The organism is Pseudomonas sp. PDM19 (genome assembly GCF_014852215.1).
Taxonomy (GTDB): domain Bacteria; phylum Pseudomonadota; class Gammaproteobacteria; order Pseudomonadales; family Pseudomonadaceae; genus Pseudomonas.
The window spans coordinates 1,371,967-1,394,693 of the sequence record NZ_JACVBG010000001.1 but is presented as its reverse complement, the minus strand read 5'-3'; the positions used below and the strand labels follow the sequence as shown (position 1 = coordinate 1,394,693).

The following is a 22,727-nucleotide window of genomic DNA, read 5'->3' as shown; positions in this document are numbered from 1 at the left end:
GGGGTCCTCAAGTCCGGATCAGAGCAGCAGGCCGTCCACCGGCTTCAGCGGTTCGGGCAGGTCGGTCTCGCCGAGGATTTCCAGCACGGCGATTTCCATGTTGCGGCTCATGGCGTCCAGCGGCAGGTCGTTGGGTTGGGTATCGAAAGGGTCGGCGATCTGGTCGCCCAGTGCATCCAGCCCGAAGAAGGTGTAGGCCAGCACGCACACCGCCAGCGGGGTGAACCAGCCGATGCTGTCCACCAGGCAGAACGGGAGCAGGAAGCAATAGACGTGCACGATGCGGTGCAGCATCAGGATGTACGGGTAGGGGATCGGCGTGTTGCGGATGCGCTCGCAGCCACCCAGCACGTACGACAGGCGGGTCATCTGCTGGTCGATGGCGGCCAGGGTGATGTCGCTGGCGCCGCTGGCGCGGCCACGGTCGGCGAAGCGCTGGCCGAGGCTGGCGAGCAGCACGTTGGTCGGGCTGTGGCTGGTAGCCAGCGCGGCGGCTTCGTCGTCCAGCAGGCGGCGCACGTCCTCGCTTTGCGGGGTGCCGCGCAGCTGGTCGCGCAGGGCGTAGCTGAATGCGATCAGCTGGTTGCCCAGCTGGCGACGGCCTTGGCTGTCCAGGTCCGGCAGGAGCGAGCGGGTCTGCCGAGCCAGGTTGCGGGTGACGATCAGCAGTTCGCCCCACAGCGTGCGCGCTTCCCAGAAGCGCTGGTAGGCGACGTTGTTGCGGAAGCCGAGGAAGATCGCCAGCGTCAGGCCCCAGAGGGTGAAGGGCGTGGAGGTGATGATCACCTTGTAGTGATACAGGGTGCCGTGGGTGGCCACTACCAGTGAGCTGAGCAGTACCGTGTAGAGCACCTTGCGCCAGATGGCGGGGATGATCGAACCCTTGAGGGAGAACAGCAGGACCCAGAGTGTCGGGGTTTGCGGGCGGAGGATCATCGGGCGGCATCCGGTGGGGCGGAGCGCGCATGATAGCCGAGATAGAGGCGGGGATGCGGTTCGCTGGCCCCCGTGGGAGCGTGCCATGCACGCGATCGCGTCCATGGCACGCTCCTGCAAAGAATTGCCGAGATCAGCCCTGTTCGTACAGCTTCACGATGGCCGAGAAGTCCAGCTGACCGTTGCCCTGGTTGCTGAATGTCTGGAACAGCTGCTGGGCCAGGGCGCCGAGCAGCACGGGCTGGCGCACCTGGCGCGCTGCCTCGCTGGCCAGACCGAGGTCCTTGAGCATCAGGTCGGTGCCGAAGCCGCCGCTGTAGCCGCGCGCCGCCGGGGCGCCGGTGAGCGGGTTGTTCACTTCCGAGCTCCAGCAGCGGCCGCTGGAGGTGTTGATGATGCCGGCCAGCACTTCTGCGTCCATGCCCAGCTTCACGCCCAGGGACATGGCTTCCGCCACGCCGATCATGGAGATGCCCAGCAGCAGGTTGTTCGCCACCTTGGCCACCTGGCCGTTACCGGCGCCGCCGCAGTGCACGATGTTCTTGCCCATCGCCGCGAGTACCGGGCGGGCGCGATCGAAGTCGGCCTGATCACCACCGACCATGAAGGTCAGGGTGCCCGCGGCAGCGCCAGCGGTGCCGCCGGAAACCGGCGCATCGAGCATCGGGTTTCCGTGGGCAAGGGCGGCGGCGCTGACGTCACGGGCGTTCAGCGGGTCGATGGTGGACGAATCAATCAGCAGCACGCCGGGTTGCACGTTGGCCAGCAGGCCGTCGTCACCGAGGAAGACCTGCTTCACGTGGGCGGCGGCGGGCAGCATGGTGATGATCACCTCGACATCGTCGCGCGCCACTTCGGCGGGGGATGCCAGGGCGCGGGCGCCGAGGGCGACGGCCGCTTCCACGGCCTTGGCGGAGAGATCGAAGACGCTCAGGTCGAAGCCGGCCTTGAGCAGGTTGGCGGCCATGGGGCCGCCCATGTTGCCGAGTCCGATGAAGCCGATGCGCATGGGTTGGTCCTCTTCTTCTTGTTCGGGGCGCCCGGTCGATCAGGCGCGAAAGGAGGTGCCCGCCCGCGTGGTGCCGGGGCCGGAACAGCATCCTTGCTGAAGTCCGGATCGGCTCGGGGCGAGCGGGCGGGCAGGCTGATTTATTTGAGGTTGATGGTGGTGTTCACCGCGCCGCCGACCTCGTTCTCGTCGAACCAGCGTTCGGTGACGGTCTTGGTCTGGGTGTAGAACTGCACCACCTGCTTGCCGTACGGGCCCAGGTCGCCCAGCTTGGAGCCGCGCGAGCCGGTGAAGGAGAACAGCGGCACCGGCACCGGGATCGGCACGTTGATGCCCACCTGGCCGACATCGATCTCTTCCTTGAAGTGCCGCGCGGCAGCGCCGGAGCGGGTGAACAGCGCGGTGCCGTTGCCGTTGGGGTTGGCGTTGATCAGCTCGATGGCCTCGTCGAAGGTCTTTACCGACACCACGCAGAGCACCGGACCGAAAATCTCCTCGCGGTAGATGGTCATCTGCGGGGTGACGCCGGAGAACACGGTCGGGCCGACGAAATTGCCCTTGGCGTAGCCGGACACCTGCGGGTTGCGGCCGTCCAGCTCCAGCCTGGCGCCTTCCTGGGTACCGCGTTCGATCAGGCCGCTGACGCGATCCAGCGCCGCGCAGGAGACCAGCGGGCCGACGTCGGTATTGGCCTCGGTACCGCCGCTGACCTTGAGGGTCTTGGCCTTGGCCACCAGGTCGGGAATCCAGTCGTGGGCTTCACCCACCAGGATCGCCACCGACAACGCCATGCAGCGTTGCCCGGCGGCGCCGAAGGCCGCACCGGCAATGGCGTTGAGGGTCTGCTCCTTGTTGGCGTCGGGCAGCACGATGGCGTGGTTCTTCGCTCCCATCATGCACTGCACGCGCTTGCCGGCCTGGGATGCGCGGTTGTAGACGTGGGTGCCGACGCGGGTGGAGCCGACGAAGGAGACGGCCTTGATGTCCGGGTGGTCGCAGATGGCGTTCACCACGTCCGGGCCGCCATGGATGACGTTGAGCACGCCCGGCGGAACGCCGGCTTCATGGGCCAGCTCGACCAGGCGCATGGTCACCATCGGGTCCTGCTCGGAGGGCTTGAGGACGAAGGTGTTGCCGGTGGCGATGGCCATCGGGAACATCCACAGCGGAATCATCGCCGGGAAGTTGAAGGGGGTGATACCGGCGCAGACGCCGATGGGTTGCAGGATGGTGAAGGTATCGACGCCGCCGGCCACGTTGTTGGCCAGCTCGCCCAGTTGCAGATTGCCGATCCCTGCGGCGTGCTCGACCACTTCCAGGCCGCGGAACACGTCGCCCTCGGCATCGGGCAGGGTCTTGCCCTGTTCGGCGGTGAGGATCGCCGCCAGCTCCTTCATGTTCTCGCGGATCAGCTGCTGGTACTTGAGGAAGATGCGCGCGCGGGCGCCGATGGGCGTCTTCTTCCAGGTCTTGAACGCGGCCTTGGCACTCGCCACCGCGCGCTCGACTTCCTCGGGCGTGGCGAAAGGCACGCGGGCGAGGACTTCCTGGGTGGCGGGGTTGATCACGTCGCGCCATTCGGAGGTGGTGGACTCGACGGGCTTGCCGTCGAGGAAGAGTTTGACGGTCGGGACGGCAGTTGCAGTCATCGGGGTTCTCCCAGCCTGAAGGCTTTCTTGTTGTCTGGAACGATCCTAGCAGTGCATTTTTGATGTGCTCAATGAGGTGATGTGCAAGTATGCTCTGCATTTTTGCAGACACGGCCCGTGCTGAGGCAGATATGGACTGGGACAACCTGCGGTTTTTCCTCGAGCTTTCCCGGGCTGGCAAGCTGACCGTGGCAGCGCGACGCCTGGGCGTGGACCACACCACGGTCGCCCGCCGCCTGCAGGCGCTGGAGAAAAGCATCGGCGCCCAACTGCTGGTGCGCGAGCCCGCCGGCTATCGGCTGACCGAGGCCGGTCACGGGCTGCTGCCCCAGGCCGAGGCCATGGAAAGCGCCTGCAAGGTGATCGAGAAGCGCCTGGCCGGCGCCGAAGACAATCTCTCCGGCAAGGTACGCATCGGCGCCACCGAGGGTTACGGCTCGACGCTGCTGACCTCGCAACTGGTGGAGCTGAACCAGCGCCACCCGCATCTGGGTGTGGACCTGCTGGCGGTCCCACGGGCGTTGCAGCTGTCGCGCCACGAGGCGGACATAGTGATCACCCTGGAGCGCCCCGGCCGCGGGCCTTACCTGATTACCCGGCTGACCGACTACGTGCTGCGCCTCTACGCCTCGCAGGACTACCTCGCCGAGCGCGGGCCGATCCGCAACCGCGACGACCTGCGCGAGCACGCCCTGGTCGGCTACGTCGACGACCTGCTCTACAGCAAGGAGCTGCAGTACCTCGACGAGATCGGCCGGCCGCTGCACATGGCGCTGCGCTGCACCAGTATCCTCGCCCAGCAGCGCGCAGTGGCAGAGGGCGCCGGGCTGGCGATCCTGCCGGCGTTCGCGGCAGCCGAAAACCCGTCGCTGCAGCCGGTGCTGGCAGGGGAAATCGAGTTCGTGCGGACCTTCTGGATGCTGATGCCGACCGAACTCAAGGATATCGCGCGGATGCGCACCACCTGGGATTTCCTGCGGGAAAAGGCCGAAGGCAGCCAGGACGTACTGATGGGCCGCGCCGTTTGAGTGTCGGCAGGATGGAAGTTTCAACAGTGACAGGGACCCGCCAGGACAGCGCGGGAACCGTTTGAGGAGAAGGAAGCATGGCTGAAATCATTCCGCTGTCGGCGGAGCTGGAACAACAACTGGCAGATCTGCAAAAGCAGGGACTGGCGCTGCTTCAGCTGGCGCCCGAGTTGCCACCCCATGAGGTGGTCGCGGCGATTACCCAGTACGTGCGCGAAGCCAAGGCGCAGCAGCGTGAGGTGGACGATGACACGGTGTTCGCGCTCGGTGCCCTGCTGGGGCGGCAGTTCGTGCTGGGGCTGGGGTGGCACTGGGGCGATGTCACCTGGGACAACGATCCCGACTCGGCAGCTATCGGTGTGCTCAACCCGGATGATTCGCTGTTCAACAACCCCATCGGCTGGGTCAGCCAGGCGCTGGGCAGCGAGGGCGGCGTGACCTTCATGCTGAGCTACAACATGATTCAGGCCAACGAAACTCCGGTGTTCGAACCGGGGAGCGCGACCGGGCTGTACTGACGGTGGCGCGAGGGAGATGGGCTTGCCCCATCTCCCCTGGGGTGCCTTGCTGTTACGCCAGGCCGACGTAGAGGTTCTGCACGTCGTCGTTGCCGTCGAGGGCATCGAGGAAGGCTTCGACTTCCTCCAGCTCCGCGTCGGACAGGCTCACCGGGTTCTTCGCCTTGTAGCCGAGCTTGGCCGAGGCGACGGTGAAACCGTGCTCGGGCAGGGCGCGGCAGACGGCGTCCAGATCGGTGGAGTCGGTGAGGAACAGGGTGTCGCCTTCTTCCTCGCCCGGCTCGAAGTCCTGGGCGCCGGCTTCGATGGCGGCCAGTTCCGGGTCGGCGTCAGCGCTGGCCGGGGTGGCCTCGACCAGGCCCAGGTAATCGAAGTCCCAGGAGACCGAGCCGGAAGCGCCCAGCTGGCCCTTGCGGAACAGCACGCGGATTTCCGCGATGGTGCGGTTCACGTTGTCGGTCAGGCATTCGACGATCACCGGCACGCGGTGCGGGGCGAAGCCTTCGTAGACCACGCGCTCGAAGGTGGCGGCGCCGTCCAGCAGGCCGGCGCCCTTCTTGATGGCGCGCTCCAGGGTATCGCGCGGCATCGAGGCCTTCTTGGCCTGCTCGACGACCAGGCGCAGTTTCGGGTTCATGTCCGGGTCGGCGCCATTGCGCGCGGCGATCATGATTTCCTTCGACAGTTTGCCGAAGATGCGGCCCTTGGCGTTGGCGGCGACTTCTTTATGTTTGGCTTTCCACTGGGCGCCCATAGTGATCTCTTGCTGGCGGTTGCTGATGGGCGGCAAGTCTAAGGCCTCGCGCGGCCGCTGGCGATATCCGCTGGATCAGTGCGGGACCGCGAACACCGCACTGGCCTGCGCCACCACCTTGTCGCCCACCGACAGCAGCGCATTGGCGAAGGCCATCTGCCGACCGCACCGGTTGTGCAGCAGGCGGATGCTCAACCAGTCGCCGACCTGCGCAGTGGAGACGTAGTCCAGGGTCAGGCTGGCGGTGACCAGCGGCTGCGGCGGCTGGCTGGAGAAGGCCATGGCGTAACCCATGCCGATGTCCGCCAGGGTGGCGAGGATGCCGCCGTGCACGCTGCCGCGGCCATTGGTGTGGCGCTCGTCCAGCAGCAGGCCGAGCTCCAGGGATTCGCCCTCGCCGCGCACCAGGAACGGACCGAGCAGGTCCAGCAATGGATTGCGTCGCTGCAGTGGCGCGAAGCCCTCGGGGTAGCCCAGGTCGGCGATCGCGTTCATTGCCAGCCTCCGGTGTGCTGCTGCAGCACGGCGCGGACGGTTTCGATGACCCGTTGCGGGACGCGGTAATCCGGGTGGGCGCGGAACACCGCCGCCGCATCCGCCAGGCGGGTGAGGGCGAGCAGCTCGCTCTCGGCCTTGCGGGTGTCGCTGGCGCCCACTGGCAGGGCCATTGCCTGGCGCTCGCAGGAACAGGCTGCCTGCGCGTTGACCAGCCCGCAGTGCTGCTGCATGAACTCATCCAGCCGCAGGCGCGCCCGTGACAGGCGCTTGCGATAGGCCGCCGGCTCGATCTCCAGCACCGCTGCCGCCGTCTCCGAGTCCAGCCCGAAGGCGATGTCGAGCACATAGGCCAGGCGCTGCTCGCGCTCCAGGCACATCAGCATGCCCTGGGTGCAGGCCAGGGCGATGCGCTCGGCGGCGAGCTTGTCGGCGGGCTCCAGCGGGCGTTCATTGGCCTCCGCCAGGCGCAGGCCGAGGTCGAGCTTTTCCGCCAGCGCCTCCAGCGACACGGTGGGCGTCTCGCGGACCTTGGTGCGCGCGGTCAGAAGCGCGTTGCTCGCTATGCGGAAGGCCCAGGTGGAAAACTGGCTGTCGCCGCGGAAGCTGGCGAGGTGCGTGGTGATACGCAGGAGGATTTCCTGGCTGGCGTCCTGGGCGTCTTCACGGCGGCCGAGCATGCGCAGGGCGAGGTTGTAGACCGGCGCTTGCAGGGCCAGCAGCAGTGCGTCGAGGGCGGCGGGGTCGCCTTGTTGGGCGCGTTGCAGCTGTTGCGGGTCGATGGCGGGAAATTTCACGGTGTCCTCCTGACGTGCCGGGCGATATGCCGGCTGTTCTTCCTTGGACTCGGCCCCACTGATTTTTGTGACCATCAACCCTGCGCGGAGAGGAACGTATACAGCCGCTCATCCAGCGAGTGCGCAACATTGAAGCGCATCCACGGCACGCTGCGGCCGTCGGGCATGAACAGCTGGCCGGGGAACAGCAGGATCTTCGCCTCCTTGGCGCGGCTGGCGAGCAGGGTGGCGTCGTCGACCGCGCGGTGCCGGGCCCAGAGGAACAGGCCGGCGCGCGGTTCATGGAAGATTTCCAGGCCGGCGGCTTCCAGGCGTCGCGCCACGCTGTCGTGGGCTTCGCCGAGCTGGTCGCGCAGCTGGCGCACGTGCTTGCGGTGGCGGCCCTGCAGGAGGATGTCCAGGGCCAGGGTCTCGGTGAGTTCCGAGCTGGTCAGGCCGCTGACCATCTTCAGCGGTACCAGCTCCTCGATCAGCTCGGGGTGCGCGGCGATGAAGCCGGTGCGCAGGGCCGGGGCGATGACCTTGGACAGGCTGCTGATGTAGATCACCCGCGCCAGCTGGTCGAGGTTGGCCAGCAGCAACTGGCCGGCGGGGTCGAGGTCGGCGTAGATGTCGTTCTCGACGATCAGGAAGTCGTACTTCTCCGCCAGTTGCAGCAGACGATGCGCCGCAGCCAGCGACAGGCTGCCGCCGGTGGGGCTCTGCAGGCGCGCCTGGGTGAAGTAGACCTTGGGGCGGTGTTCGCGGGCCAGTTGCTCCAGGCGGTCGAGATCCAGCCCGTCGGCGCTGCGCGGCACGCCCAGCAGCTGCGCGCCCTGCAGGCGCAGGTTGAGGAACAGGTTGTGGTAGCCAGGCTCGTCAACGAGCACCGGGTCGCCACGCTGCACCAGGTAGCGCACGGTCAGGTCCAGCGCCTGGCTGGCGCCGGCGGTCAGCAAAATCTGCTCCGGGCTGGCAGCCACGCCCGCATCACCCAGGCGGTCGGCCAGCTTGCCGCGCAGCTTTGGGTTGCCCTTGCTGTGGCCGTAGTTGCCGAACTGGGTCGGTTCTTCCCGCGCCAGGCTGCGCAAGCCGCGCAGCAGGCCTTCGCCGTCGAGCCAGTGTTCGGGCAGCAGGCCGACGCCGGGCCGCAGCTCCATGCCCAGCGGCTGGAAGACCTTGTGCAGCAGCAGGTGCGCATCGAAGTCGAATTCGGTGGGCGCCTCATCGCTGGCGCTGTCCTCGACTGCCGGGCCGCGCACATAGAAGCCGGCGTTGGGCACGGCGTTCAGACAGCCGCGCGCTACCAGCCGGTCGTACGCCTCGACCACGGTGAAGTGGCTGACGCCGTTGGCCTGGGCGAACTTGCGGATCGAGGGCAGCTTGGCGCCGGGGCGCAGGCGCTGCTCGTCGATGGCCTGGGCGATGCCGTCGACGATCTGGGTGACCAGGGGAATGTCCGAGGTGGGGTCGAGCAACAGCATCCGAAGGTCCGATTCTTGTGGGGAAGGATCTGTACAGGTCCGCGGACCATAACAGCATTGCAATTTCTGCGTTGTCCCTGTGCATGGTGCGGGCCGGGCGCGCCCAGCACACTCGGTCCCAGACGGCGGCAATTCGCCGCACAGCCTGAAATAAGAACCCCCGAACAAGAACAGGGACAGCCCGTCATGCGTGACACAGCTTACAACATCGATCCGTCGAGCATTTCCGCCGAAGAGTGGCAGGCCCGCTGCGACCTCGCCGCGCTGTACCGGCTGATTGCGCACTTCCGCTGGACCGACCACATCGACACCCACATCTCCGCGCGGGTGCCGGGCGAGCCGGGCCACTACCTGATCAATCGCTACGGCGTGATGTTCCATGAAATGCGCGCCTCCGACCTGGTGAAGGTCGACCACGCGGGCGACGTCATCGATCCGCGCTTCGGGCCGAAAAGCGTCAATCGCGCCGGCTTCAACATCCATTCCGCGGTACACGCCGCCCGCGAGGACGTGGCCTGCGTGATCCACACCCACACCGCCGCCGGCATCGCGGTATCCGCCCAGGAAGACGGCCTGCTGCCGATCAGCCAGCACGCGCTGAAGTTCTACAACCGCCTGGGCTACCACGACTACGAAGGCATCGCCCTGGACCCCGACGAGCGCTCGCGCCTGGTCAACGACCTGGGCAGCCACATGGTGATGATCCTGCGCAACCACGGCCTGCTGGCCACCGGGCGCTGCATCGCCGAAGCCTTCAACCAGATCTACTTCCTCGAACGCGCCTGCCAGGCGCAGATTCAGGCCCTGGCCGGTGGTCGCCAGCTGCGCTACCCGCCGCACGCCGTGTGCGAGCGCGTCGCCGTGCAGGAAGAGGAAGCGCTGGTCGACGGCCTGCACCTGCTGGCCTGGGAATCGGCCCTGCGCCTGATCGAGGACGGCGAGGCCGCCTATCGCAGTTAAGACAAACGGGCGCACCTGCCCCTGTTATCGTGCCCCGATCCGCAGAGACCGGGCGCCTGCGTGCTTGAACCATCTGCCAACAACAAAGCCAAGAGGTGGAAATGAAAAACCCGATTCTGGGAGCCCTGCTCATGGGCGTGGCGTCCGGCGCCATGGCTGCTGACCTGACCGTGATCTCCTTCGGTGGCATCAGCAAGGACGTACAGACCGAAGCCTTCTACAAACCCTTCGAGAAGAAGGAAGGAATGAAGGTGATCGCCGGCGAGTACAACGGCGAAATGGGCAAGATCAAGGCCATGGTCGACACCGGCGGCGTCAACTGGGACGTCGTCCAGGTGGAAGGGCCGGAGCTGCTGCGCGGCTGCGAAGAAGGCCTGTTCGAACAACTCGACCCGGCGATCCTCGGCAAGGCCGAAGACTACGTGCCCGGCACCATCTCCGACTGCGGCGCCGGCCTGCTGGTCTGGTCGATGGCCATGGTCTACGACAGCAAACGCCTTGCCAACGGCCCGACCGGCTGGACGGATTTCTGGGACACGAAGAAATTCCCCGGCAAGCGCTCCCTGCGCAAGGGCGCCAAGTACACTCTGGAGATCGCCCTGCTGGCCGATGGCGTGAAGAAGGAAGACCTGTACAAGGTACTGTCCACCAAGGAAGGCGTGGACCGCGCGTTCAGGAAGCTCGATGAGATCAAGCCGTCGATCCAGTGGTGGGAGTCCGGCGCGCAGCCGATGCAGTTCCTCGCCAGCGGCGACGTGGTCATGAGCACCGCCTACAACGGCCGCGCCTTCGCTGCGCAGGAGGAGGGCGTGCCGATGAAGGTGGTGTGGAACGGCAGCCTGTATGCCATCGACTCCTGGGCGATCCCCAAGGGCAGCCCGAACAAGAAGGCCGCCGAGGACTTCATCGCCTTCTCGCTCTCGCCCGAACAGCAGAAGATCCACACCGTGAAGCTGGGCTACGGCTCGGTGAACCTGGGGACCAACAAGCTGATCGATCCCAAGCTGATCGAGCGCCTGAACACCGCGCCGGCGAACCTGGAACAGGCCGTGCCGGTGAACTTCGAGTTCTGGGTCGACCACGGCGAGGACCTGGAGCAGCGCTTCAACGCCTGGGCGGCGAAGGGCTGATCGGCGGTTTGACGCGGGTGGCAACACCCGCGTGATCGAATCGCTGGCGCGGTTCGCCCCTGCGAGGAGTCGTGTTCCCCCTCAGGGGCGGGCCCTGCCCGCGACCCGCCGGCAGGGCTGGCGTCAATTCAAACCTTGCGCCACACGCTCGCCAGCCAGGGCTGCTGCTCCCGTGGCAGGCCTGCCGGACGATAGTAGTGCTCGAGCTCGCGGAAGCCGGCGTTCTCCAGCAGGCGCGTCCAGTTCTCCAGGTCGTGGTAGGAGCCGTAGCGCCCGCCATTCCAGCCTTCCTGATTCTCCCCGCGCGGATTGGAGCTGAACAGCACGCCACCCGGCTTCAGCGCCCCATGCAGCTGGCGCAACACACGCGGCAGCTCGCTGCGCGGTACATGGAACAGGCTGGCATTGGCATAGATGCCGTCGAAGCGCTCGGCGGGCAGCTCAAGAGCGAGGAAATCCTGCTGCCAGACTTCGCAGCCGCTGGCCTCGCGCGCCATGGCGACGAAGCCGGCGCAGCCGTCCAGGCCGACCGGTGCATGCCCCATGCCTTTCAGAGCACACAGGTCGCGGCCTGGACCGCAACCGAAATCGAGCAGCACGAAAGGTGCTTCGCCCTGGATATGTCGCAGCAGCGCGGCAATGTTCTGGGTGACGTCGTGGTCCCAGGTACCCTCGCGGAAAGACTGGGCGCTGTTCTGGTAGTGCTGCAGGGTGACGCGGGAAATGTCGCGCAGGATCGGGTCTTCGGTGCTCATGGCGGTAGTCGGTCCGGGGTGGATGTCCGAGTCTACAACGACGCCTGACGGATGGCCCCATTGGCCGGTCACCGCAGGGCGAATAACCCGGAGCAGGCTGTCCGCCATGGCGGCGGATAACGCCATAGGCGTTATGCGCCCTACAGGGCCGGCCGCTGACCTGATTTCCTGGTACCCGTAGGGCGAATAACCCGGAACGGGTTATCCGCCGATGCCACCGCGGCGGATACCAACACTGTAGGAGCGGGCCATGCCCGCGATCGCGCCCATGGGGCGCTCCTACAGGGAAGTTTGAAAGTCGGCCTTGGGGCGCGGGCGGTAAAGGGGCGGTCCTAGACTGAGGCATTGCCATCACGGATCGCCAAGATGCTCCTCTCCCGAACCCTGTCCGGCCTGGATTGGCCCGCACTCACCCAGCAACTCGACGCCGACGGCCACGCGCTGATCCCCGGCCTGCTGGACAGGGCGCAGTGCGAGACGCTCCGCGCGCTCTACGACCAGGAGGCGCCATTTCGCAGCCGCGTAGTCATGGCCCGGCACAACTTCGGCCTCGGCGAATACCGCTACTTCGCCTATCCCTTGCCGACCCTGCTGCAGGAGCTTCGTCAAACCTTCTATCCGCCGCTGCGGGCCATCGCCAACACCTGGCAGGAGCGCATGGGCACCAGCATCCAGTACCCGCCGGAGCATGCCGGCTTCCTCGACCAATGCCACGCCGCCGGCCAGCGGCGGCCGACCCCCTTGCTGCTGCGCTACCGTGCTGGCGACTACAACTGCCTGCACCAGGACCTCTACGGGGAACGGGCCTTCCCGCTGCAGGTGGCGATCCTGCTGTCGCGGCCGGGCGAAGAGTTCACGGGCGGCGAGTTCGTCCTCACCGAGCAGCGCCCGCGCATGCAGTCGCGGGCGAGCGTGGTGCCTTTGCAGCAGGGCGATGCGGTGGTGTTCGCCGTGGCCCAGCGCCCGGTTCACGGCGTGCGCGGCTATCACCGGGTCAATATGCGCCACGGCGTCAGTCGCCTGCATACCGGCGAGCGCTTCACCCTCGGGGTGATCTTCCACGATGCGCTGTGAGGAGTAGCATGGATCGGTCCAGGGAACCGGGAGATCGACATGCACTACGAAGTGATTCAGCGTCACCGCAGCGAGTATCCCGCGCCCATCACCTTCGCCAGGGGCGCACCGCTGTTCGTCGGTGAGCGTTATGAAGGCGCCGAGGGCTGGGAAGACTGGTACTTCTGCTCCACGCCCGGCCAGCGCGAGGGCTGGGTGCCGGCGCAGGTATTCAACATGACTGCGCCGGGCGCGGGGGTGGCGATGGAGGACTACACCGCCCGCGAGCTCGACGTCGAAGTCGGCGAGCGCCTCGAAGGCGGCCGCGAGCTGGGCGGCTGGCTCTGGTGCGTGCGCTCCGGTGGCGAGGCCGGCTGGGTGCCGCTGGATTGCCTGCAGGAAGTCAGCGCCTGACCCGGCAACGCCTGCTACGCAATGGAGTCAGGCCTTGTAGCGGCGTCCGGCGTGCTGCTTGAGCCAGGCCATCAGCCCGCGCTGCTGCACCACCGTGGGTTGCTCGACCAATAGCGCGGCGCTGGCCTTCTGGCGGAAGTCCAGCAGACGGCCCATGGCCTCGGCGATCTCCTGGCGCGCCTCCATGCAGGGAGCGAGGGTTTCCTTGTCGATGTAGTAGGCGGCGCCATCGCTGATCGCGGTGAACTCAGCCTGCCAGGCCGAACCGGTCAGCACGCCGGCTTCGCCGAACACTTCGCCCGGCCCCATGCGGCCGGCCTCGATGGTCTGGCTGTCGTGGGGCAGGGTGACGCTGACCACGCCGGAGTCGATGATCAGCAGGCGGTCGCTGACATCCCCCGGCGCCAGCAGCACTTCGCCGCGCTTGAAGGGGCGGCGCTGCATGCGCTTTGCCAGTTCGTCGCGTTCCTCGTCGCGCAGCGCATCGAACAGCCCCGAACGCACCAGCAGCGCCCGTGCCCGCGAGGCGCTCTCGCGCATCGGCGCATCGGCTTCGGCGAGCAGGTTGATGCCCGCGGCCTGCAGGTGGCGGTAGGCGAGGTCGAACAACTGGTTGCGCACCTCGCGCTTCTCGCCCATGGCGGCGACGAAGCCGCTCATTTCGTATTCCACACCGTCCGGCGCGGACTTGCGCACGCTTACCGCTGGCGCAGGCGTGGCCAGCAGCGCTCGACAGCCGCCGAGCGCGTGCTCCAGCGCCTCCACGACCTTGCGCGGGCGGATGTGCGGGCTGACCGTCAGGCTCACGCTGACGCCATAGAGGTTTGCCGGGCGGCTCAGGTTGAGCACCTTGGCCTTGGCGGCGAGGGAGTTGGGCACCACGGCCAGCGTGCCCTGCGAGGTCTGCAGGTAGGTGGAGCGCCAGTCGATCTCGGTGACCTTGCCCTCGATACCGTCGATGGAGATCCAGTCGTCCAGCTGGTACGGCTTGGTGGTGTTCAGCACGATGCCGGAGAACACGTCGCTCAGGGTGCTCTGCAGCGCCAGGCCGAGGACGATGGCAACCACCCCGGAAGTGGCCAGCAGGCCCTTCACCGGCAGCTCCAGCACGTAGCCGGCGGCGGCGATGATGGCGACCAGGAAGATCAGTGCGCCGACCACGTCCTGCAGCAACCGCCCGCCGTGGCCGATGCGTTGCACCAGCAGGAAGCCCAGCACCACCGTCAGGCAGCGCGCGGCGAACAGCCACCAGAATATCTGCACGGCCGTGGCGACCATGTGGCTGGGCAGGTCATCCGGCCAGGGCGCGGCGCGCAGCGGGTTCATCCCGGCGTTGAACAGCAGGAGGCTGAACAGCAGGAAGCACAGGATGCGCGTGGCCAGCCGCCAGTGCGGATGAGCCGGGCCGACCAGCCGCCAGAGCAGCAGGTCGATCAGCAGCAGGACGGGGGCGGCGAACAGCGGGTGGGAAGTGAGCAGGGCGGGCATCGAGCCTCTCCTTGGAACGATCGCAAGAAGATGGCACAGAAAGCGCTTTCTGGCAGCGGCCTCAGCTCGGGTTGTGCGAGTTCACCAGCTTCAGCCACTCATCGGTCTCGACTTCCCCGGCAATGCGCAGCCTGGGTTCGCTCTCGTCGAACAGCACCAGGGCGCTGCCGTACTCGGGGGTGTCGGTCTCGCGCACCTTGAGGTTCTCGCGCAGGAGGTCGAAGCATTCGCTGTGAGTGACCAGCACGAGGTTGCGGTGCGCGGCCTTGTGCTGGCGGATCTGCTCGGCGAGGTCGCCATCCTTGCAGGTGAGCAGCCAGTCCTGGCGCGCCACGTTGCGGTCGAACATCAGGTCGGCGGTCTGCATGGTGCGGTTGGCCGGGCTGCTGTAGATGTCGGTGGCGGTCAGGCCCAGGCGCGTGATGCTCTCGCCCATGCTCCGCGCCAGGGCGGCGGCGCGGGCGGTGATGCCGTCGGCGGCGCCCAGGCATTCGGCGGTGGAGCGGTCGCAACGCTCCATGTGGCGCACCAGCAGGACGACCCCGCCGCGGGCCCAGTTGTGCGCGAACAGGCTGCTGCTCGGCACGTCTTCCAGTGGCGTGGGCAGCGAACGCCAGGCCACCAGGGCGAGAGTGGTGCAGGTCAGCAGGGAAGCGGCCAGAAGGCGAAGGCGGGGCAAGGGTCATCCTCGTGCGCAGGCGTCCGCGCGGGATGCGGGAAGCTGAAAGCATGCTGCACCGGGCGGGTGACAATCACGCGATGGGTTGATGACGGGGCGGTGATGAAAGTTCCCCGTGCCCATCGGAAGGTAGGGGCCTAGCGAGCGCTTTCGACCACGCTGACGGTGGCGGTGGTGCCGGCGCGCAGGCGGTCGCGGCCCTTGTAGTCGGGGGCGATGGCGATACGCACGGGGATGCGCTGGGCGAGTTTCACCCAGGTATAGCTCGGGTTGATGTTGGCCAGCAGGCGCGCGCCGGGGGCGTTCTCGCGGTCGGTGATGGCGAAGGCGATGCTCTCGATGCGGCCGTCGAAGCGCTCGCCACTCATCAGCTGCACGTCCACCCGGTCCCCCTCGCGGATACGTGGCAGCTTGGTTTCCTCGAAGTAGCCGCCGACGTAGAAGGAGTCGCTGTCCACCAGCGCCACCAGTGAATGGCCGGCCGTGGCGTAATCACCGGCGCGGGTCAGCAGGTTGGTCACGTAGCCGTTCACCGGCGCCATCACCTGGGTGCGCTCCAGGTCCAGGCGTGCCTGCTTCTGCGCGGCTTCGGAGAGCGCCACATTGGCTTGCGCCAGGCCCAGGTTGGCCTGTTCGCGCAGCAGTTGGGCCTCGGCCACGGTGACGTCGGTCTGCGCCTTCTCCCATTCCTCGTTGGAGATCGCCGAGCGCGCCTTCAGCGCCCGGCGCCGGACCTCCTCGTTGTGGCGCTGCTGCAACAGCGCCTGGTTGGCAGTGATGGCCGCCTGGGACTGGCCGAGTGCGGCGCGGGCGACTTCCATCGCGCGGTCGGCGTGCAGCACCGCCAGTTCGTAGCGCGCCGGGTCGATGGTCAGCAGCAGCTCGCCCTTTTTGACGTGCTGGTTGTCCTTCACCCGCAGTTCGACGATACGCCCGGTGACGTCCGCCGAGAGCGTCACCACGTCGGCGCGCACGCGGGCGTCGCGGGTCCAGGGCGCGCGGGTGTAGTAGGTCCAGGCGAAGTAACCGAGGATCAGGGCGAGCGCGACCACGGCCAGGGTGATCAGCGGCGGGACGGCTTTGCGCAGGCTGGCCATTCAGTGCAGGGCTCCCATGAGCAGGATCAGGCCTGCGCAGATGCAGGCATAGAGCGCGCCTTCGAACAGCGCCTCGTGCCAGACCAGACGCAGGACGCCGAGGCGACGCAGGCTCCAGTCCAGCAGCAGGAAGATCGGCAGGGCCAGCAGCAGCGCCTGGGCCAGCGGCGGCAGGTAGACCCCGCCCAGTTCGATATCAACGGGCATGCAGCGCGGCTTCCCCGTGGTCGTCATGGAGGGCGGCGGATTCGCCGTAGAGGTCGCGGAAGCGTTCCAGCAGGTCGGCAGCCACCAGCAGCGCGACGCCGCTGACGAACACCGGGCGCATGGCGTCGCCGCTGGGGTAGTTGCCGTGGCTTTGCAGCTCGTCCAGCTCGCTGCCCAGCTCGCGCATGGCCGGCAGTACCCGGTGCAGCGGCGCGGCGGGTGGCTGGTCGAGGCAGGCGGCGAGTTCATCCAGCAGCAGTGACAGGCGCTCGCGCAGCGCCTGCGGCAGGCCGTTGGGGTTCAGGCTCTCGCGGCGCAGCTGGTGCAGCACCACACCCAGGGTCATGCTCGCCAGGCTGCACTGGAAGCGCTCGCCGGACTGGTTGTCGCGCGCCGCCGGCAACAACCCGAGCATGATCGCCAGGCGATCCACCATGCGGCTCTCGAACAGGAATCGGCGAGCTTCGCTGGGCTTGGACAGCAGTACCGAGCGCACCTCGGCGCGGGTGCGGCGCGACTGGCGGCGCAGGCGCGCATCGGCGTCAAAGGGGAACACCCAGGCGTAGACCAGCAACGCCAGCACACCGGCACTGACGTAGCCGCCGGCGAACTCGAACCATTGCAGCGAGGTGTTGATCCACGCGCCCTGGTTCTGCGGGCCGACAAGCAGGAAGGTCGATAAGCCCAGACCGATGCCGATCCCCGCTGTCTGCGGGTTGGCCAGCCCGACTGCGATCACGTACAGCAGCGGCGTGAGGAACAGCGCGAGCATCTCGAAGTCGCCAACGCTGGGCAGCAGCAGGAACTGCAGCAGCGCCGCCGCCACCAGCGCCATGGCCAGCCCGCGCATGTAGGCCAGGCTCGCCATCAGCGGGCGCGGGAAGGTGGCGAGCAGGGAGCAGAGGATGCCGATCAGGATCATCCCGGCGCGGGCGCCGTCCCAGGCGGTCTCGATCCAGATCCAGCCGGCGCAGCACAGCGCGACGAACGCGCGGGTGGCGTTCATCGCGGCGAGGTGGAAGTCCAGGTGCAGGGCGTGGGCCTGGCTCTGCGGGTAGGAGCTGCTGCCGGGGCGGCCCTCCTGGATCGCCTCACTCAGCTCGATCATCTCGTCGAGTTGCTGCATCAGCCGCGCCTGCTCGAAGCGCAGCGCCCAGGCCAGTGAACGCAGTGACGTGGGCAGGCCGTCGGCCAGTTCCTCCGCCTGCCGTGCGGCGGCGTCGAAGCGCTGGCGCAGCTGAGTGATGCGCTTGCGGGTGGCGCCGGGCAGGTCGCGGCCGAACTCGGCCAGCTCGGCAAGGCAGGCCAGTTCGTCCTCGCGCAGGCGCCGCACGGATTCGGGCAGCGGGCCGCTCAGGCGCGCTTCGATCAACTTGCGCTGGCGCCGCAGGATGGCCAGGCGCGAGGTCATCAGCACCAGTTGGTTGGCCAGTTGCTGCACCAGTTCATCGGCGCCGCGCAGGCGCGGGGCGTCGAAATACAGGTGGCGGCGCAGCATTTCCAGGGCGGCTATCTCGCCCAGCAATTGCTTCTGGCGTTGCTGGAAGTCTTCCTCCAGCTCCTCGCCACGGATCACCGCGGCGGCGTGCACGGCAATCAGGCGGATCAACTGGTCGACCTTGGCGAAATAACCGCGCGCGACACTCTGCGGCCGGGCGAAGAACAGGCTGACCAAGGTCACGCAGGCAACGCCCAGCAGGGTTTCGGTGACGCGGGTGATGGCCAGGGTGTAGGTGGACTCGGGCGCCGGCTGGGCCAGCAGCGCGACTATCACCGCGGTGAAGCCGCTGAGGACGAAGGCATGGGAGTAGGTGAAGCGCATCAGGGTGCCGCCGGCCGTGCAGAGCGCCAGCCACAGCGCCAGGGTAACGATGAAGGGCAGCGGCGCCTGGGGAAACAGCGCCATGATGGCCATGGCGACCATGGCGCCGATGGTGGTGCCGATTACCTGGGCGAAGCTTTTCTGCAGGGTCATGCCGGCCAGCGGGGTGCTGATGATCACCACCGTCATGGTCGCCCACTTGGGCTGGTCGAGGTCGAGCAGGAACGCCAGGTAGAGCGTCAGCAGCCCCGCCAGCACGGTGCGCAGGGCGAACAGCAGGGTATCGCGGCCAGGATGGATGATGGCGCGCAGGTACAGCAGCATGGGTGACATGCCAGGCCCTCGATCACGGCGGGAAGACGCCCCGGCGGTGGAGCGTCGCGAACCCTGTTGAGTGTGGTCGAGGTTTTCCGGCTGTGGGAAATTTCTTGGCTTAGCCGGTGGCGTGCAGCGACTGCGCCAGACGCTCCTGGATGAAGTCGAGGAAGCACTGGATGCGCAGCGCCAGCTGCGAGTTGCGGTAGTACACCGCGTGGATCGGCTGGCGGCGCTCGCTGGTCATCTCCGGCAGCACGCGCACTAGCCGGCCGGCGCGGATGTCGTCACAGGTCATGAAGCTGGCGAGGCAGGCGATGCCCTGGGCGCCGATGGCCAGCTGGCGCAGGGTCTCGCCGCTGGAGGCGGACAGCGACGGGTCGACCGTGAGGGTGTCGCCCCCGGCGTGGCGGATCGGCCAGACGTTCAGCGCCTCCGGCTGGGTAAAGCCCAGCAGCGAGTGGCCGAGCAGCTCTTCCAGGTTGGTCGGGGTGCCGTGGCGCTCAAGGTATTGGGGAGCGGCGAGCAGGTTCAGGCGGCTGCTGCCCAGCGGACGGGCGTGCAGGCTGGAGTCGGCGAGGTGGCCGATGCGGATGGCGATGTCGGTGCTCTGTTCCAGCAGGTCGATGTTGAGGTCGTTGGTGTTGAGCTGCAGCTCGATGTCCGGATAGCGCTCGCGGAAGGCGCCGATATGCGGCACTACCGCGTGGAGCATGAAGGGCGACGCCGCGTTGATTCGCAGACGCCCGGCCGGGGATTGCTGGCGCAGGGCCAGGCGCTCTTCCAGGGCGTCCATCTGTTCGAGGATGTGCCGGGCGTTCTCGAGGAAGAACTCGCCTTCCTCGGTCAGCTTCATGCGCCGCGTGGTGCGGTTGAGCAGGGTGGTGCCGAGCTTTTCCTCCAGCTTCGACAGCGCACGGCTGACGGCCGAGGGCGTCAGCCCCAGCTGTTCGGCGGCGGCGGTGATAGAGCCGCAGTCGATCACCGTGGCGAAGGTCTTGAGTTCGTCGGAGTGGGCTTTCATCGGCAGGCCTGTTCGGGAGCGGCGGGGTGATTGTAGGGGCGGCGTAGCTGGGTTGTCTTGAACATCGGACGCCATTGCAGGAGCGGGCCATGCCCGCGACCGCGCCCTTAGGGCGACTCTGCAGGGAGATTCGGTGCCAGGTGCCGGTAGGGTTGGAATTCGTCCGATGGCAGACTTCCGCTGCGATGGCCAGCGCCGGCCCTGCCGACGGATCGCGAGCATGGCTCGCTCCTACAGGGATACCGGTGCTGGGACCAGGGTGCAGGACTCAGTAGGTGCCCGGATAGGCGCCGCCATCGAGCAGCAGGTTCTGCCCGGTCAGGTAGCCGGCGTGGGCGCTGCACAGGAAGGCGCAGAAAGCACCGAATTCCTCGGCGCTGCCGAAGCGCCCGGCGGGGATTTCCTGTTTGCCGGCATCCACCAGTTCGCCTTCGTCGCGTCCACTCAGGGTTGCCGCGCGGTGGAAGCCGCTGCGCAGGCGGTCGGTGTCGAAGGAGCCGGGCAGCAGGCCGTTGAGGGTCACGTTGTTGCCCGCTACCTGCGGCTGGCGGGCAACGCCGGCAACGAACCCGGTCAGGCCGCTGCGCGCGCCGTTCGACAGGCCCAGGGTGGCGATCGGCGCTTTAACCGAACCGGAGGTGATGTTGACGATGCGCCCGAAGCCGCGTTCGGCCATGCCGTCGATGGTGGCCTTGATCAGCTCGATGGGCGTGAGCATGTTCAGCTCCAGGGCGCGCAGCCAGTCCTCGCGTTCCCAGTCGCGGAAATCACCAGGCGGGGGACCGCCGGCGTTGTTGACCAGGATGTCCACCTGCGGGCAGGCGGCGACCAGTGCGGCGCGCACGTCCGGCTGGCTGATGTCGCCGGCCACTTCGCGTACTTCCACGCCCAGCAGGCGCAGTTCAGCGGCGGTGGCGGCGAGGGTGTCGACGTCGCGGGCGTTGATCGCCAGGTTCACGCCCTCGCGGGCCAGCGCCAGGGCGCAACCCTTGCCCAGGCCCTTGCTGGCGGCGCAGACCACGGCCCAGCGGCCCTTGATGCCCAGATCCATGATGTTCTCCTGTTCGTTCTGAGGGTTTTGTCCGGGGCGCTCTTGTAGGATGGGTGGAGCGCAGCGATACCCATGCGTCGGGTGCACGGCATCGATGGGTATCGCTGCGCTCCACGCCATCCGACGACGTGTTCATCCTGCCAGATGGGGGTTCGGCTTTACCCCGAAGCGGTCCGGTCAGGCGATGACCATCGGCGCCGGCAGGCGACTGATCCATTTACCGCTGCCTGCGCCGGACTTCAAGCGGTGCAGCGCTTCGGGCAGCTCGGCGAAGTCGAAAAATTGCTTCGCCGGCGCCTGCAACTGGCCATTGGCGACGCCCTGCATCAGTCGTTCTGCGCCTGCGTGCAGTTCTTGCCAGTCGAGGGTTTCGCCATGGGCGTGGATACTGTTGAGCGCCACTTCATGCAGCGAGATGGCGGTACTGAAAGCCGGCAGCGGGGCGCCTTCCTGGCGGTCCTGGATGCACACCAGGTGGCCGTTGTAGCCCAGCAGCGGGGCGAGGCTGGCGGCGTGGTTACCGCTGACGGTGTCGAAGATCCCGTGCAGGCGACGCGGGCCGAGGGCTTCGAGCAGGTGCTGGGTCCACTGGCCGTCGCGGTAGTCGAAGACTCCGGCGATACCCAGTTGCAGCAGGTGCTCGCGGCGTTTCGCCGAGGCCGTCACCCACACGCGCAGGCCGCGTTGCAGGGCGAGTTGCGCCAGCAGGTAGCCGACTGCTCCGCCGGCCCCGGTCACCAGCACGTCGCGGTTGTTGCAGGCCGGCAGCTTGTCCAGTGCCTGCCAGGCGGTGAGACCGGGGCAGGGCAGGCTGGCGGCGGTGGCGTCGTCCAGCGAATCGGGCACCGGGTAGACGGCGCGGGCGCGCAGCAGGGTGTATTCGGCGAAGCTGCCGCCGCGGGTCAGCGCCTGGTGGTAGGCGACGCGGGCACCGGCGCGCAGGTTCACCTCGCTGCCCACCGCGATGACGATGCCGACGCCATCCACGCCGGGCACCTGGCCTTGCTGCCAGTCGTCGCGGCCCCAGTCGATCATCTTCCAGTCCACCGGGTTCAGTGCGATGGCGGTGTTGGCCACCAGCACTTCGTCCGGGCCCGGCGTGGGCACCGGCAGGCGGGCGAGGGTCAGCCCGTCGAGGCCGGCGCCGGGCGTCCAGGTCCAGGCGGCGTAGTCGTTTGCGGGGGTGTGCTCGGGTGCTCTCATGAGTATTCCTTGGAAGCGGAAAAGCCGCCCCGAGGGGCGGCTATCAGACAGGGACGAATCAATCCCAGGCCGGGGCCAGGCTTTCCGGGCTGGTGATGCGCTCGTTGCGCTCCAGCGCGGCGATGGCGGCCATGTCGGCGTCGGTCAGGCGCAGGTCGACGGCGCGCAGGTTGCCTTCGAGGTTCTCGCGCTTGGTGGACGAGGGGATGACCGAGTAGCCCAGCTGCATGGCCCAGGCCAGGGTGACCTGCGCCGGGGTTGCACCGTGGCGCTTGGCGATCTCGATGATCACCTCGTCGCTGAGCACCTTGCCGTAGCCCAGGGTCATGTAGGAGGTGATGTGGATGCCCTGGCTTTTGGCGAAATCGACGACCTTGCGGTTCTGCAGGTAGGGGTGCAGTTCCACCTGGTTGGTGGCGATCTGGCCCGCACCAACGGCGGCGATGGCTTCCTGCATCAGCGCGATGGTGAAGTTGGAGACGCCGATCTCGCCGGTCAGGCCCTGGGCCTTGGCTTCGGCCAGGGCGCCCATGAATTCGGCGACCGGGACTTCGCCCTTGGGTGACGGCCAGTGGATCAGGGTCAGCTCGACACGGTCGGTACGCAGCTTGTGCAGGCTGTCCTTGAGGCTGGGGATCAGCTTGTCGGCAGCGTAGTTCTCGGTCCAGATCTTGGTGGTCAGGTACAGCTCGTCACGCTTGACCCTGGCGCCGGCAATGGCCTCGCCGACGTCGGCTTCGTTGCCGTAGATCTGCGCGGTGTCGATGGCGCGGTAGCCCAGGTCCAGCGCGGTGCGGATGGAGTCGATGACGGTCTGGCCCTTGAGGCGGAAGGTGCCGAGGCCGAATGCGGGAACGCTCATGGGAAGTCTCCTTGGTCG

The 22,727-nt window shown here is 67.4% G+C and carries 23 protein-coding genes; 6 read left to right on the top strand and 17 right to left on the bottom strand.

Annotation, left to right across the window (positions count from 1 at the left end; translation table 11 throughout):
* Positions 1–18: 18 nt before the first annotated feature.
* From IB273_RS06010 to IB273_RS06000, 3 genes are all read right to left on the bottom strand, one after another.
* Complete coding sequence (locus IB273_RS06010) at positions 19–936, bottom strand: bestrophin family protein (RefSeq protein ID WP_192223531.1); 918 nt, start codon at positions 934–936, stop codon at positions 19–21.
* A 133-nt stretch (positions 937–1,069) separates the two neighbouring features.
* Positions 1,070–1,945: a 3-hydroxyisobutyrate dehydrogenase gene (gene mmsB / locus IB273_RS06005; RefSeq protein ID WP_192223530.1), complete on the bottom strand. Its 876-nt coding sequence runs from the start codon at positions 1,943–1,945 to the stop codon at positions 1,070–1,072.
* 140 nt (positions 1,946–2,085) lie between these two features.
* Complete coding sequence (locus IB273_RS06000) at positions 2,086–3,594, bottom strand: CoA-acylating methylmalonate-semialdehyde dehydrogenase (RefSeq protein WP_192223529.1); 1,509 nt, start codon at positions 3,592–3,594, stop codon at positions 2,086–2,088.
* Positions 3,595–3,725: 131 nt separating this feature from the next.
* Here IB273_RS06000 and IB273_RS05995 point away from each other — a divergent pair, with 131 nt between their 5' ends.
* Together IB273_RS05995 and IB273_RS05990 are read left to right on the top strand one after the other, a co-directional pair.
* A complete protein-coding gene (locus IB273_RS05995; protein ID WP_192223528.1) occupies positions 3,726–4,622 on the top strand; it encodes a LysR family transcriptional regulator in 897 nt (298 codons plus the stop codon).
* 77 nt (positions 4,623–4,699) lie between these two features.
* Positions 4,700–5,140 (top strand): hypothetical protein, encoded by a 441-nt coding sequence (locus tag IB273_RS05990; RefSeq protein WP_225610082.1) that lies wholly within the window; start codon positions 4,700–4,702, stop codon positions 5,138–5,140.
* A gap of 52 nt (positions 5,141–5,192) precedes the next feature.
* On the opposite strand, the gene IB273_RS05985 is transcribed toward IB273_RS05990, so the two are convergent.
* From IB273_RS05985 to IB273_RS05970, 4 genes are all read right to left on the bottom strand, one after another.
* Complete coding sequence (locus tag IB273_RS05985; RefSeq protein WP_081520439.1) at positions 5,193–5,894, bottom strand: YebC/PmpR family DNA-binding transcriptional regulator; 702 nt, start codon at positions 5,892–5,894, stop codon at positions 5,193–5,195.
* Positions 5,895–5,969: 75 nt separating this feature from the next.
* Positions 5,970–6,389, bottom strand: a complete 420-nt coding sequence (locus tag IB273_RS05980) for a PaaI family thioesterase (RefSeq protein WP_192223527.1) — start codon at positions 6,387–6,389, stop codon at positions 5,970–5,972.
* Positions 6,386–7,186, bottom strand: coding sequence for an RNA polymerase sigma factor (locus tag IB273_RS05975; RefSeq protein WP_167523193.1), 801 nt, complete (start codon positions 7,184–7,186; stop codon positions 6,386–6,388). Before IB273_RS05975 ends, IB273_RS05980 begins: the two co-directional genes overlap by 4 nt.
* Before the next feature lie 74 nt (positions 7,187–7,260).
* A complete protein-coding gene (locus IB273_RS05970) occupies positions 7,261–8,649 on the bottom strand; it encodes a PLP-dependent aminotransferase family protein (RefSeq protein WP_192223526.1) in 1,389 nt (462 codons plus the stop codon).
* 186 nt (positions 8,650–8,835) lie between these two features.
* Here IB273_RS05970 and IB273_RS05965 point away from each other — a divergent pair, with 186 nt between their 5' ends.
* Together IB273_RS05965 and IB273_RS05960 are read left to right on the top strand one after the other, a co-directional pair.
* Entirely contained in the window at positions 8,836–9,609 is a 774-nt protein-coding gene (locus tag IB273_RS05965) for a class II aldolase/adducin family protein (RefSeq protein WP_192223525.1), read from the top strand.
* Positions 9,610–9,710: 101 nt separating this feature from the next.
* Positions 9,711–10,739, top strand: a complete 1,029-nt coding sequence (locus tag IB273_RS05960) for an ABC transporter substrate-binding protein (protein WP_192223524.1) — start codon at positions 9,711–9,713, stop codon at positions 10,737–10,739.
* A 128-nt stretch (positions 10,740–10,867) separates the two neighbouring features.
* Here IB273_RS05960 and IB273_RS05955 read toward each other — a convergent pair whose 3' ends face one another.
* Positions 10,868–11,494, bottom strand: coding sequence for a class I SAM-dependent methyltransferase (locus tag IB273_RS05955; RefSeq protein ID WP_192223523.1), 627 nt, complete (start codon positions 11,492–11,494; stop codon positions 10,868–10,870).
* 366 nt (positions 11,495–11,860) lie between these two features.
* On the opposite strand from IB273_RS05955, the gene IB273_RS05950 reads away from it, so the two are divergent.
* Together IB273_RS05950 and IB273_RS05945 are read left to right on the top strand one after the other, a co-directional pair.
* A complete protein-coding gene (locus IB273_RS05950; protein ID WP_192223522.1) occupies positions 11,861–12,568 on the top strand; it encodes a 2OG-Fe(II) oxygenase in 708 nt (235 codons plus the stop codon).
* A 39-nt stretch (positions 12,569–12,607) separates the two neighbouring features.
* The gene (locus IB273_RS05945; protein WP_081520431.1) at positions 12,608–12,961 is read left to right on the top strand and encodes an SH3 domain-containing protein; all 354 of its coding nucleotides are present in this window, start codon (positions 12,608–12,610) and stop codon (positions 12,959–12,961) included.
* A 27-nt stretch (positions 12,962–12,988) separates the two neighbouring features.
* Here the strand turns inward: IB273_RS05945 and IB273_RS05940 are convergent, their stop codons facing one another.
* From IB273_RS05940 to dkgB, 9 genes are all read right to left on the bottom strand, one after another.
* Entirely contained in the window at positions 12,989–14,449 is a 1,461-nt protein-coding gene (locus tag IB273_RS05940) for a mechanosensitive ion channel domain-containing protein (RefSeq protein WP_081520430.1), read from the bottom strand.
* Positions 14,450–14,510: 61 nt separating this feature from the next.
* Positions 14,511–15,128, bottom strand: a complete 618-nt coding sequence (locus IB273_RS05935; protein ID WP_081520429.1) for a hypothetical protein — start codon at positions 15,126–15,128, stop codon at positions 14,511–14,513.
* 137 nt (positions 15,129–15,265) lie between these two features.
* Positions 15,266–16,225, bottom strand: a complete 960-nt coding sequence (locus tag IB273_RS05930) for an HlyD family secretion protein (protein ID WP_192223521.1) — start codon at positions 16,223–16,225, stop codon at positions 15,266–15,268.
* Complete coding sequence (locus tag IB273_RS05925; RefSeq protein ID WP_045207441.1) at positions 16,226–16,432, bottom strand: DUF1656 domain-containing protein; 207 nt, start codon at positions 16,430–16,432, stop codon at positions 16,226–16,228.
* The gene (locus IB273_RS05920; protein WP_192223520.1) at positions 16,422–18,587 is read right to left on the bottom strand and encodes an FUSC family protein; all 2,166 of its coding nucleotides are present in this window, start codon (positions 18,585–18,587) and stop codon (positions 16,422–16,424) included. Before IB273_RS05920 ends, IB273_RS05925 begins: the two co-directional genes overlap by 11 nt.
* Before the next feature lie 100 nt (positions 18,588–18,687).
* Positions 18,688–19,593, bottom strand: a complete 906-nt coding sequence (locus IB273_RS05915) for a LysR family transcriptional regulator (protein WP_081520426.1) — start codon at positions 19,591–19,593, stop codon at positions 18,688–18,690.
* A 268-nt stretch (positions 19,594–19,861) separates the two neighbouring features.
* Positions 19,862–20,644: an SDR family oxidoreductase gene (locus tag IB273_RS05910; RefSeq protein ID WP_192223519.1), complete on the bottom strand. Its 783-nt coding sequence runs from the start codon at positions 20,642–20,644 to the stop codon at positions 19,862–19,864.
* A gap of 177 nt (positions 20,645–20,821) precedes the next feature.
* Entirely contained in the window at positions 20,822–21,847 is a 1,026-nt protein-coding gene (locus tag IB273_RS05905; protein ID WP_192223518.1) for a zinc-binding dehydrogenase, read from the bottom strand.
* A 58-nt stretch (positions 21,848–21,905) separates the two neighbouring features.
* On the bottom strand, positions 21,906–22,709 hold the full coding sequence (dkgB, locus tag IB273_RS05900) for a 2,5-didehydrogluconate reductase DkgB (RefSeq protein WP_081520423.1): 804 nt from the start codon (positions 22,707–22,709) through the stop codon (positions 21,906–21,908).
* Between the last annotated feature and the right edge of the window lie 18 nt (positions 22,710–22,727).

What these genes read in the sequence shown, in the direction of transcription:
- IB273_RS06010 (WP_192223531.1), bottom strand. Translation starts at nt 936, where the DNA reads ATGATCCTCCGCCCGCAAACCCCGACACTCTGGGTCCTGCTGTTCTCC.
- mmsB (WP_192223530.1), bottom strand. Translation starts at nt 1,945, where the DNA reads ATGCGCATCGGCTTCATCGGACTCGGCAACATGGGCGGCCCCATGGCC.
- IB273_RS06000 (WP_192223529.1), bottom strand. Translation starts at nt 3,594, where the DNA reads ATGACTGCAACTGCCGTCCCGACCGTCAAACTCTTCCTCGACGGCAAG.
- IB273_RS05995 (WP_192223528.1), top strand. Translation starts at nt 3,726, where the DNA reads ATGGACTGGGACAACCTGCGGTTTTTCCTCGAGCTTTCCCGGGCTGGC.
- IB273_RS05990 (WP_225610082.1), top strand. Translation starts at nt 4,700, where the DNA reads ATGGCTGAAATCATTCCGCTGTCGGCGGAGCTGGAACAACAACTGGCA.
- IB273_RS05985 (WP_081520439.1), bottom strand. Translation starts at nt 5,894, where the DNA reads ATGGGCGCCCAGTGGAAAGCCAAACATAAAGAAGTCGCCGCCAACGCC.
- IB273_RS05980 (WP_192223527.1), bottom strand. Translation starts at nt 6,389, where the DNA reads ATGAACGCGATCGCCGACCTGGGCTACCCCGAGGGCTTCGCGCCACTG.
- IB273_RS05970 (WP_192223526.1), bottom strand. Translation starts at nt 8,649, where the DNA reads ATGCTGTTGCTCGACCCCACCTCGGACATTCCCCTGGTCACCCAGATC.
- IB273_RS05965 (WP_192223525.1), top strand. Translation starts at nt 8,836, where the DNA reads ATGCGTGACACAGCTTACAACATCGATCCGTCGAGCATTTCCGCCGAA.
- IB273_RS05960 (WP_192223524.1), top strand. Translation starts at nt 9,711, where the DNA reads ATGAAAAACCCGATTCTGGGAGCCCTGCTCATGGGCGTGGCGTCCGGC.
- IB273_RS05955 (WP_192223523.1), bottom strand. Translation starts at nt 11,494, where the DNA reads ATGAGCACCGAAGACCCGATCCTGCGCGACATTTCCCGCGTCACCCTG.
- IB273_RS05950 (WP_192223522.1), top strand. Translation starts at nt 11,861, where the DNA reads ATGCTCCTCTCCCGAACCCTGTCCGGCCTGGATTGGCCCGCACTCACC.
- IB273_RS05945 (WP_081520431.1), top strand. Translation starts at nt 12,608, where the DNA reads ATGCACTACGAAGTGATTCAGCGTCACCGCAGCGAGTATCCCGCGCCC.
- IB273_RS05940 (WP_081520430.1), bottom strand. Translation starts at nt 14,449, where the DNA reads ATGCCCGCCCTGCTCACTTCCCACCCGCTGTTCGCCGCCCCCGTCCTG.
- IB273_RS05930 (WP_192223521.1), bottom strand. Translation starts at nt 16,225, where the DNA reads ATGGCCAGCCTGCGCAAAGCCGTCCCGCCGCTGATCACCCTGGCCGTG.
- IB273_RS05925 (WP_045207441.1), bottom strand. Translation starts at nt 16,432, where the DNA reads ATGCCCGTTGATATCGAACTGGGCGGGGTCTACCTGCCGCCGCTGGCC.
- IB273_RS05920 (WP_192223520.1), bottom strand. Translation starts at nt 18,587, where the DNA reads ATGTCACCCATGCTGCTGTACCTGCGCGCCATCATCCATCCTGGCCGC.
- IB273_RS05915 (WP_081520426.1), bottom strand. Translation starts at nt 19,593, where the DNA reads ATGAAAGCCCACTCCGACGAACTCAAGACCTTCGCCACGGTGATCGAC.
- IB273_RS05910 (WP_192223519.1), bottom strand. Translation starts at nt 20,644, where the DNA reads ATGGATCTGGGCATCAAGGGCCGCTGGGCCGTGGTCTGCGCCGCCAGC.
- IB273_RS05905 (WP_192223518.1), bottom strand. Translation starts at nt 21,847, where the DNA reads ATGAGAGCACCCGAGCACACCCCCGCAAACGACTACGCCGCCTGGACC.
- dkgB (WP_081520423.1), bottom strand. Translation starts at nt 22,709, where the DNA reads ATGAGCGTTCCCGCATTCGGCCTCGGCACCTTCCGCCTCAAGGGCCAG.